An 8,112-nucleotide genomic window follows, 5' to 3' on the forward strand; every position below is an offset into this window, starting at 1 on the left:
CCGCTTGGCCGGCTGCACCGGCCAAGCTCGCCGTGGTCCAGCGACCGACACTGCACTAACTTTGACCTTGGACCACCTCGTGGGGGCCGATCACTCAAACAACGCCATCTGGCGGGCCCCAAATTTCTCCGCGCGGAAGTCGCGACGCTCGCCGACGTGTCCGGCCTGAGCATCGATCAGGGCGACTTGGATCCCACGGCGAGCTAGAGCCCCGGCAAGGCAGCTCCCGGCAAGGCCAGCCCCAACCACGGCAATATCTAAGCGATCGGTTTGTCTGTTCATCACGATAGATCTGCTTGCCACCATGACCGTCGTGACGCGTCATGTGACCGAGTCAGGCTATGCTACAGCCGGCCTGTCCTTTTGTCTCGGCGACCTGTTCGGCTGATCCTGCGCGTAGATGTGCCACCCGCTCCTGACCGCCGCGGCACCAGAGTAAACGAACGGTTCACCAACTCGCCGCAATTGCTCGGATCGCCTTGATCCTACCGCGATGTGACGACGTTCTACCGGCACACCCACCGGAGACACACAGCCATGCTGGTCCTCAATCCGCTCACCGGACAGCTGGTCGAAGCTCGTGTCCCTCAGCCTGGGCCGAGGACCGCCTGACCCTTCTGGCAATGCGAGCCCACGCATAGCCATCCCTCCGGCCGCAAGCGTGCGACCGGGTACCAGCAGCCACAGCCCCGCGGCATAAGCCCCGCCCGCCGTGAACCCCAGCGAACCGATGACCCTGGCCGACCTCGACAAGCCCGCCGAACTCACCGTGTGGCCTGGCCATGCGCCGGCCCATGTCGCCGACGCTCGTAGCTTCCCGACCTTGCGCGCGGCTCTGGCCGCCGCAGCCGAGGCGATCGACGTGGAGGACGCCAAGCCCTGGATCATCACCGCGGCCGGCGACATCCTGGCCCCCAACTGGATCAGGGCCAACACCGGCACATCCCGCCTGCAATAATGGGGCGTGAGCCGGCGCTTGCGGTGTCCAGTTCCCCCGCCGCGCCGACCCTCACGCGACTGCCGGGCCTAGGCATCACGGGCGAGCCCCGGGGAACTGGCCCGGTTGCGCCTGTCGTCACGTGCTCACCCGCTGCGTGCCGTGCGGTGTCGCGAACGCCTCGGGCGCGCGTGCGGGAAGAGGCTGTCTCTTAGCAGCGGCCCGCTCCCCTGTCCTCGGAAGCGGTTCAGAGCAACACACAGAATGCGGTCAACTACGGAGAACTCCCGAAACCAGGGCGGCGCTTCCGAGTTGGAGCAGCGTCGTCAGAGTCCCCCTGGATCCAGCCATGCCGACCGAGTTGCACGATAAGGTCCACATCGACGTCTTCGACCGCCCCGCCCGAGAGCATTGGGCATTGCACTTTGGGGTGACGGAGGAACGCCTGCGCAAGGCTGTGCGCATGGTCGGATCCCGCGTAACCAGCGTGGCGGCCTATCTCGGCCAGCCTGCCCGCTGACTGAAGGGCATCCTGACGTGAGCCGGATGATCTACGCCAGCTCGAACGGAGATCGTTGGCTTCTGCTGCGCGATCCGTCTGACGATCGCAGCTTCGTCCGGCACGAAGCCAATGTGGCATCGGGCGGCCACGTCACCGACATCGCCTTGGCGGCCTTTCTATCCGCCGATCGCGGTGGCCCTGAGCATCAAGCCTTGTGGGCCTTGATAGGCGAGCTTGTCGACCAGGGCTCGATGCCGCCGTCCGCAATCGCATAGGCCGAACGAGAATGGCCGGTTTGGCAGCCCCGCAGAGAGGAGCTGCGGGGCAATCTCAGCTTATTTGCCGCTCGGTGCAGCCCCGCTCCCCGTAGCGCCATTGCCAGTCCCACTTCCGGCTGGCGCGCCAGGCGTGCTGACGGGCGGCCCGCCCGTGGTACCGGGCCCCGTGCTCATCGAACGGGTCCCACCCTCCATGGACTTCTCTGAATTGCTCTTCACGGAGCCTGGGTTGTTCATGTTGCCCTCGGCGCTTCCACCGCCGGCAGCAGTCTGAGCCATCGCCGCGCCAGACAAAGCGAGCGTAAAGGCGGTGGCGAAAGTGAGCGTCTTCATCGGCATCGACGTTCCTCCAGGTTGGGAAAAGGGGCAGAGGTCAACAATTGTCGTCGCCCGGCTTGACCGGCTTGCCCTCGGGAGCCTTCTTCTCGCCCTTGTCGGCCATCGACCCTGCGCCGACGTTGTTCAGCGCGCCTACAGTGCCAGGAGACTCACCCTTCGCACCTGGTGTCACCTTCTCAGTCGAGCCGCCCTCGACGTTGGAGCTTGTGTCTTTCGTCGTGGGTCCCTTGCTGCTGGTCGTCGTGCCGACCGCGCACGGTGCTGCGAATGATGTCGTTGCCGTGAGCGCCAGGATGGTCGCGGCGCCAATCAGCGTGGTGAAACGTGGCATGTTTCCTCCTGTTGTATGGAGGGGGAAGGCGCGGGCTGTCGCCGTTGTTCCTAGCCGAGGCGATCAGAACAGAGCCACTAACGCTACGCCCGCGATCATCAGGACGGCACCGAGGGTGCGCCAGAGACTTACTGGATGAGCCGAGAAGCCGACCCAACCGTAGTTGTCGAGCAGGATCGAAACGGCCACGCCCACGGTCACGATGATGCCGAGAAACGACGCTGCACCGATAGCGGGCGAGGCGTAGAGCTGCGCCAGGATCAGCAAGACGCTGAAGAGCCCGCCGAACCATGCCCACCAAGGCACTGTCGCCAGTTGTTGACCTGTGGGGATCTCCAGCTTGCCGATGGCGAGGCCGCCGAGCAGCAGCGCGACCGTACTCACAAGCAGGGTGATCAGCCCCGCCGTAACAGGGAGGCTGAGTGACTTGGACAGCGTCGCGTTCTGGCCAGGCTGGATCGCGTTGGCGATGCCGGCGAGGATGGTAAGACCGTAGAGGAGCAGCATGCTCAGCTAGCACGCGGTTGCCCAGCCAAGGTCCGTAGAAAGGCCAAGACGCGGGGTTCTGCCGCAGCACCGATACGGCGCGCCTCGGGTTGGTCGGGAGCCAACCCAGGAGACAGTATGGCGGACAAGGCTGACGTGACGACCTACACGGTGAAGCAGGCGCTGGCCGCCAAGGTCGACGATCACATCGAGATCGCGATTGAGGCCCAGGACGGCACCAAGCTGAAGCTCAGGGCGACAGCCGACCAGCTCGACGCACTGGTGGGCGATCTGGAAACGATCCTAGACGGTGATGACGCGGAGGTTGAGGCGGCCGAGTAGCCATCTGCGGCTTTCTAAATTGTTGAATGAGACGCCGCTCCGCAATCATGGAGTGGCGTCTTCGGCAACATCGCCCTCCCGCCTGAGATCGCAGAGGCCGACTTGCTGAACAGTCTTAGCCCCCTTCTGTACAATGAGGGTCGCCTCTGTGAGCAGCCACGATAGCAGCCGTGATCAGCATCAGCTTCATGGCATACGGCGACCCGAGAGAAGCTGCCGGCAATTTGTTTGATGGCCCATAGTCCTGTTTAGGCCTCGATCGATTGCAGTGCTGAGTGATGGCTTCTGTCCTAAGGGCGGAGCCATTCTGTCGCACAGCACAGAACTCATGCTCGGTTTGTTGACCCCGAAACAAGCTGGGAGCCACGTAGCTTTGTCTCTTCCCCTAGTCATCATGCTCGTGGCGGCGGTCTGCGCCATCGCCCTCACGATCGCAGCCCTTCCCGGCCTGGATCGGTTCATCAGATGGTGAACGGTATCCTGAGAAACTTCGCCGACTCCAGATGGTTGATTGCCCACAATCGTTTTGGAGGTGGAGTGTGGAGTTTGTGGTGATGGTCGCGGGGGTGGTAGGAGCCGCTGCAACGCTGGCTTTCCTGATGCCAGGACTGGACTCGTTCTTCTCTTGGTGACGGCACGAAAATGCCGGGCTAGGTCAGGTAAGCAGCATCCTGCTTGATCACCGTTGATCCGTCGAATACGTAGCGCTCCCCGGACAGAAAAAAGGCCACTCCCGAAGGAGCGGCCCGAAGTCTTGGGAGGAAACGCCCTTGGGAAGGGCTGCGAAACCGCGACGCCATCGCGATCTCACGTGGTCGACCTAAGCCTGCACGGTGCAGCGCACAACTGCCGCAGGGCCTCGTAGCGTGCATAAGTCGCCCTGAATGTGTGCCAAGGTGCGCCTCCACACCATGACTCAGGCTTCCGCCGTGTCTTGGGGCTGCGTCACGCCTCACTTTAAGGACGACGCAGTCGTGTCGTCCGTCAGCGGGCTAAGGCGTCGGCCGGGCCACCGGCGTGCTGGCCCGAGTACCGATAGGCGGGGGCCGCACGGTAGTGAGTCACCGAGATCTCTGGCAGGACCACAGAGGCGTTGCCGACGTAGCCCGAGTAGGCTGAAGCCGGGTAGGGGCTGTGCTTGCTGTCGATGCCCTGCGCCAAGGCGGGGGTGGCAACGGCAACCAGAGCGGCCGCGGCGAGCAGATGCAGCTTCATGACGATCTCCATGCGGGTTCGTTTGACTTCACAAGGAAGCCATCCGGTAAGTCGTGTCGCGTGAGGAAGATCGTCGGTCTGGCGGTCTTGATCGCGGCGGCTGTGCTTGGCCGGCTGTGACCTCTCAACGGCATACTCTGCCAATCGTTCGCCGGGTTTTGTGCGCCGCCACACAGGACACGAGCGCGCTAAAGGGCGAGCTCGTCCGCTGGAGAGCTATTGCTTCGACAGGCCTGGCCACGTCATAGCGGGATCGAGAGCGTCCGTGTCGATGCTGGTGCTTTTGGATGTCTCAACGACCAGCAGCCCCGCCACGAGCAGGACCGCGACAGTCGACAGGACGAGTCCAATCCGCTCAGGATCAAACCAGCGTGTCCTCAGCACGGCGCAGCCGAACGTGAACACCGCCGTCTCGGCCAGCGGTATGAGGTTGATCAGCGCCAAAGCTCACTCCTCGTCGAACCGCACTATTCGGCGGCAGCTGCCTTCGATTTGGCCGGAGGGAGGGCGGTCGCAGCTGCGGTCAAGTTGCGTCGAGCCTCGGAGATCGCTGCCGTCGTCGCCTCGCCCTGCGCGTTCAAGGCTTCGAGGAAGGCGATCCAGTCCGGTCGTGCGGCAGCCGGGATCTCGGCGTCGAGCTTTGCCCTCAGGTTTGCCACCCGCGCCTCGGGCGTCGCGCTGATCGGTGCAGCGATATCGGCATCGTAGACACCGACCGCGCAGGTCTGATCGCCGGCCTTGGTGTAATAGGTCGTCTTGGGTTCTTCGACCGTGCTCCCGGGCTTGGGGAACAGGTAGCGGATCACCGAGATCTGCCCAGGCTTAGCCGTGTCCATCATCGTTCGGATGAAGTGGTTGCCGGTCCGATCGTGCAGGTCCCGCACATCCTGCCCTCTTAGGATCGGGTTTGGGTGGGCGTTCATCACTCCATCCGGACCAACACAGAAGACGTAAGTCTCCGCTGTGCGGAAGCCATCAGCGCCTTTGCTGAACGCATCGAGCGCCTTCGCCTGATCGGAGCTTACCGCCTTGCTGGCGCGCGTCAGAAGCCACTTGACGCTCGCTTCGATACCCGTACCGGCATCATCGCAGGACAGGCCTGCCTCGCTATCGCCGCAGGCATAGACGGCGTGCGGTAGCGCTACCCAGGCCAGAACAGGAGCAAGAATGGCGATGCGCAGGCTCATGGCAGGCCTCAAGAGCTATGGGCAGCGAGCTCAGTCCGGCGCTGCGCCAGGGCCCATTTCCACGATGGCACCTGGGTAGAGCGACAACACCCGGCGCGCGTCCTCCAAACGAGGGAAACGGTCTGTCTTAATGTTTCAGCTACGTAGCCTGAGCGTTCGTCAGACCGACCGCCCATAGACCCTCACCGCATAGCTCGGCCCATCTACCGCCGCGAGAATTCTCACAGGATCGCTTCGGCTCGGGTCGACCGCTGCCCCTCGGCAGCCTTTCCTCGGTACCAACTCGTCCGCCCTCAGGGTTTTTCGTCGCTTTTCTGTACAGGCTCACCGGACCGACGTTCGGTCCCGAAGGATGGGTCGATGTTGGAGAAAGGCTTGCGCACGCCCCTTACGTGGGCGCCCGGGAAGAAGCCCGCGATGATGGAGGCTTGGCTCCTGAATGTCGCCTCCGACAAGCGGATGTCATGCGGCGCGCTCCGCACTGCGGTGGTCCTGAGCTTCGCCTTCAACGCGACCACAGGGGGGTGCTGGCAGACCAAATCCACGATGGCGAAGTCGGCCGCCGTCAGCACCTCCAGCATCAAGCAGGGCCTGTCGGAGCTTGAGATCGGCGGTCACATCCTCCGCAGAGAGGAGCCGATCCGGGGGAAGCCCATGGGGTGATCTATCCGGTGCTCAACGCCGAGATCGAACTGCAGGAACCTCGTGCGCGGCGCGGAGGGGTTCCGAAGGGTGTCGACCCGCGGCGACGGGCGGCAGAGAATGCGGCTCGCAACGGTGGCGAGGTCAAAGCCAAGAGCGTCGTGCCGACGCCCGCAGAGGTCCTTAAGACGCCGCAGCCCACCCCAGAGCCAGCGCCCGCTCCAAGCCTAGTCGCCGACGCGACGATCAGCGCGGCCGTCCCCGCCGCGGCGGCGCCCGAGCGCGAGGACCACCCTATCGAACCTAAAGCTGGGTCGGCTGGAAACGTGATGAATGAGGAGCACCCGAAGCGCGGCATCCCGTATCACGTCGTCCGGCAGCGAATGGGCATGCAGGGCTTCAGGTCCCGTCCCGGGATCCGACTGACCCCGGACGATCTCCGAGCCGGGAGCCAAGCCTGGGCAGACGGTCAGTTCGATAGCTGGGCAGAGCATCTGACCGGGGAAGGGCCAATCCATCGGTCCCCCACCCGGACAGAGGGTCAGTCCAAGCCGCGGGCAAAGGGTCAACCCCCATGTATCCAGGAGAAATCAAAGAGCATTATCCCAGACCCTATCGAAGAGAGGCGAACCCCATCTAGCCAAGTCGTGGCCGGGTGCTCCCATGGCGGGTGCAGATCGGCGGCAACATACCGCTGCTCCCGAACCGACCTCGCCTTTTGCGTTCGACACCGTGGCAACTCTTACGCCGCGGTCGAAATCCGTGAAGGCCTGTAGGGTACGCACGAGACGCGTACCCCTGAGAGGAACTTAGGTCGTCGCCCTGGCGCAGGCGGCTTCCATATCCCGCTGACACTGCCCGGCTACATCGTCAGGATCCGGGTCCGGGACGAGGCTCGCGTGATAGGCGGCCAGTGCTCGGAAGCCGGTGGCCGTGGTCGGGGTCGTGCGTCGAAGCTCCCGGCGCTTGCTATGCCGCAGCTTGCGCAGCCGCCTCATCTCGGCGCGCAGTTCGCCCGTGCGGCTGAGCCCGAGGCGAGAGGCGCGCGCCAAGGCGGAGACCGTGGAGGCCTCCTCCCGCGCCACCTCTCGGTGCGTCTCGATCGCCGAAAAGATGGGATCCGGCGACGGCAGGGCCATGGCCGGCGCGGGTAGGCCCAGCCCGAGCAAAGCGCCGAGGCTCCGGCGGGTGACGGTCGCGTGCATGGTAGGCTCCTCTCGGTAGGCGTGAGACAGCCGCCGGCCGTCGCTCGCGCGCGTGGCACGAGGCGTTGTTCCGGTTCGGCGGGTTGATGTCGGATCAGGCGGCGGGATCGCCCGACCGCGGATCCTCGAGCGATGCACGCAGGCGCACGGCCTGCGGCGGCTCGGGTGCGTCGAGGAGAGTGGCGATCCTGGCGCTACAGGCCAGCCATCGCCGCGCGGCCCGCTCCCATCGGGCAAACCCACGGTCCGGCCCGATCCGGACCATGCGCCGAGCTGCGGCACGGCGGCGGGTGCCATGCCAGTGGAAGGGCGCCAAGAGGGTCAGCCAGTGATCCGCCCCCAATGAAGTGGTCCGCCCTTTGGTATGGCTTTCGAGCCTGGAGGACGGATCGATGTCGAGGAAGCGACCCAAGCCTGAGGAGATTGTCGCAAAGCTGCGGCAGGCGGACGTGCTGGTCGGCCAAGGCCAGAGCGTGGCGGAGGCGATCCGCGCGATCGGCGTGAGCGAGGTGACGTACTACCGCTGGCGGCGTGAGTACGGCGGCCTGAAGTCGGATCAGGTCCGGCGGATGAAGGATCTGGAGACGGAGAACCAGCGGCTCAGAAAAGCCATCGCGGATCTCACCCTGGACAAGTTGATCCTGCAGG

14 protein-coding genes are annotated in these 8,112 nt (G+C 64.6%); 5 read left to right on the plus strand and 9 right to left on the minus strand.

Annotation, left to right across the window (positions count from 1 at the left end; all coding sequences use genetic code 11):
• Positions 1-90 precede the first annotated feature (90 nt).
• A complete protein-coding gene (locus BM419_RS30760; protein WP_348273213.1) occupies positions 91-306 on the minus strand; it encodes an FAD-dependent monooxygenase in 216 nt (71 codons plus the stop codon).
• 424 nt (positions 307-730) lie between these two features.
• Between BM419_RS30760 and BM419_RS30765 the strand changes: the two genes are divergently transcribed.
• The 3 genes from BM419_RS30765 to BM419_RS30775 all read left to right on the plus strand — a co-directional run bounded on the left by BM419_RS30765 (position 731) and on the right by BM419_RS30775 (position 1,714).
• On the plus strand, positions 731-958 hold the full coding sequence (locus BM419_RS30765) for a hypothetical protein (RefSeq protein WP_091928679.1): 228 nt from the start codon (positions 731-733) through the stop codon (positions 956-958).
• A 328-nt stretch (positions 959-1,286) separates the two neighbouring features.
• Entirely contained in the window at positions 1,287-1,457 is a 171-nt protein-coding gene (locus tag BM419_RS30770; RefSeq protein WP_091928680.1) for a DUF3606 domain-containing protein, read from the plus strand.
• Between the two features lie 26 nt (positions 1,458-1,483).
• Complete coding sequence (locus BM419_RS30775) at positions 1,484-1,714, plus strand: hypothetical protein (RefSeq protein ID WP_091928681.1); 231 nt, start codon at positions 1,484-1,486, stop codon at positions 1,712-1,714.
• Positions 1,715-1,774: 60 nt separating this feature from the next.
• On the opposite strand, the gene BM419_RS33145 is transcribed toward BM419_RS30775, so the two are convergent.
• From BM419_RS33145 to BM419_RS30785, 3 genes are all read right to left on the minus strand, one after another.
• Positions 1,775-2,056, minus strand: coding sequence for a hypothetical protein (locus tag BM419_RS33145; RefSeq protein ID WP_091928682.1), 282 nt, complete (start codon positions 2,054-2,056; stop codon positions 1,775-1,777).
• Between the two features lie 34 nt (positions 2,057-2,090).
• The gene (locus BM419_RS32160) at positions 2,091-2,387 is read right to left on the minus strand and encodes a hypothetical protein (protein WP_139257176.1); all 297 of its coding nucleotides are present in this window, start codon (positions 2,385-2,387) and stop codon (positions 2,091-2,093) included.
• A gap of 63 nt (positions 2,388-2,450) precedes the next feature.
• Positions 2,451-2,894 (minus strand): DMT family transporter, encoded by a 444-nt coding sequence (locus BM419_RS30785; RefSeq protein WP_091928683.1) that lies wholly within the window; start codon positions 2,892-2,894, stop codon positions 2,451-2,453.
• Between the two features lie 117 nt (positions 2,895-3,011).
• On the opposite strand from BM419_RS30785, the gene BM419_RS30790 reads away from it, so the two are divergent.
• A complete protein-coding gene (locus BM419_RS30790) occupies positions 3,012-3,215 on the plus strand; it encodes a hypothetical protein (RefSeq protein ID WP_091928684.1) in 204 nt (67 codons plus the stop codon).
• A 984-nt stretch (positions 3,216-4,199) separates the two neighbouring features.
• Here the strand turns inward: BM419_RS30790 and BM419_RS30795 are convergent.
• The 5 genes from BM419_RS30795 to BM419_RS30815 all read right to left on the minus strand — a co-directional run bounded on the left by BM419_RS30795 (position 4,200) and on the right by BM419_RS30815 (position 7,464).
• Positions 4,200-4,442, minus strand: a complete 243-nt coding sequence (locus BM419_RS30795) for a hypothetical protein (RefSeq protein WP_244540931.1) — start codon at positions 4,440-4,442, stop codon at positions 4,200-4,202.
• A 204-nt stretch (positions 4,443-4,646) separates the two neighbouring features.
• The gene (locus BM419_RS30800) at positions 4,647-4,874 is read right to left on the minus strand and encodes a hypothetical protein (RefSeq protein ID WP_091928685.1); all 228 of its coding nucleotides are present in this window, start codon (positions 4,872-4,874) and stop codon (positions 4,647-4,649) included.
• Positions 4,875-4,897: 23 nt separating this feature from the next.
• A complete protein-coding gene (locus BM419_RS30805; protein WP_091928686.1) occupies positions 4,898-5,617 on the minus strand; it encodes a cache domain-containing protein in 720 nt (239 codons plus the stop codon).
• A 293-nt stretch (positions 5,618-5,910) separates the two neighbouring features.
• A complete protein-coding gene (locus tag BM419_RS32165; RefSeq protein ID WP_139257177.1) occupies positions 5,911-6,198 on the minus strand; it encodes a hypothetical protein in 288 nt (95 codons plus the stop codon).
• Between the two features lie 870 nt (positions 6,199-7,068).
• Positions 7,069-7,464, minus strand: coding sequence for a hypothetical protein (locus BM419_RS30815; protein WP_091928688.1), 396 nt, complete (start codon positions 7,462-7,464; stop codon positions 7,069-7,071).
• A gap of 392 nt (positions 7,465-7,856) precedes the next feature.
• Here BM419_RS30815 and BM419_RS30820 point away from each other — a divergent pair.
• Positions 7,857-8,112 (plus strand): transposase (locus BM419_RS30820; RefSeq protein ID WP_139257178.1); only part of this gene is annotated, 256 nt, incomplete at its 3' end.

The sequence above is a fragment of the Methylobacterium sp. yr668 genome (genome assembly GCF_900116245.1).
In the GTDB taxonomy this organism is placed as follows: domain Bacteria; phylum Pseudomonadota; class Alphaproteobacteria; order Rhizobiales; family Beijerinckiaceae; genus Methylobacterium.

Coding starts and splice junctions, on each gene's coding strand:
- BM419_RS30765 (WP_091928679.1), top strand. CDS start 731: ATGACCCTGGCCGACCTCGACAAGCCCGCCGAACTCACCGTGTGGCCT.
- BM419_RS32160 (WP_139257176.1), bottom strand. CDS start 2,387: ATGCCACGTTTCACCACGCTGATTGGCGCCGCGACCATCCTGGCGCTC.
- BM419_RS30770 (WP_091928680.1), top strand. CDS start 1,287: ATGCCGACCGAGTTGCACGATAAGGTCCACATCGACGTCTTCGACCGC.
- BM419_RS30790 (WP_091928684.1), top strand. CDS start 3,012: ATGGCGGACAAGGCTGACGTGACGACCTACACGGTGAAGCAGGCGCTG.
- BM419_RS30785 (WP_091928683.1), bottom strand. CDS start 2,894: ATGCTGCTCCTCTACGGTCTTACCATCCTCGCCGGCATCGCCAACGCG.
- BM419_RS30775 (WP_091928681.1), top strand. CDS start 1,484: ATGATCTACGCCAGCTCGAACGGAGATCGTTGGCTTCTGCTGCGCGAT.
- BM419_RS33145 (WP_091928682.1), bottom strand. CDS start 2,056: ATGCCGATGAAGACGCTCACTTTCGCCACCGCCTTTACGCTCGCTTTG.
- BM419_RS30815 (WP_091928688.1), bottom strand. CDS start 7,464: ATGCACGCGACCGTCACCCGCCGGAGCCTCGGCGCTTTGCTCGGGCTG.
- BM419_RS30795 (WP_244540931.1), bottom strand. CDS start 4,442: ATGGAGATCGTCATGAAGCTGCATCTGCTCGCCGCGGCCGCTCTGGTT.
- BM419_RS30760 (WP_348273213.1), bottom strand. CDS start 306: ATGGTGGCAAGCAGATCTATCGTGATGAACAGACAAACCGATCGCTTA.
- BM419_RS32165 (WP_139257177.1), bottom strand. CDS start 6,198: ATGCTGGAGGTGCTGACGGCGGCCGACTTCGCCATCGTGGATTTGGTC.
- BM419_RS30805 (WP_091928686.1), bottom strand. CDS start 5,617: ATGAGCCTGCGCATCGCCATTCTTGCTCCTGTTCTGGCCTGGGTAGCG.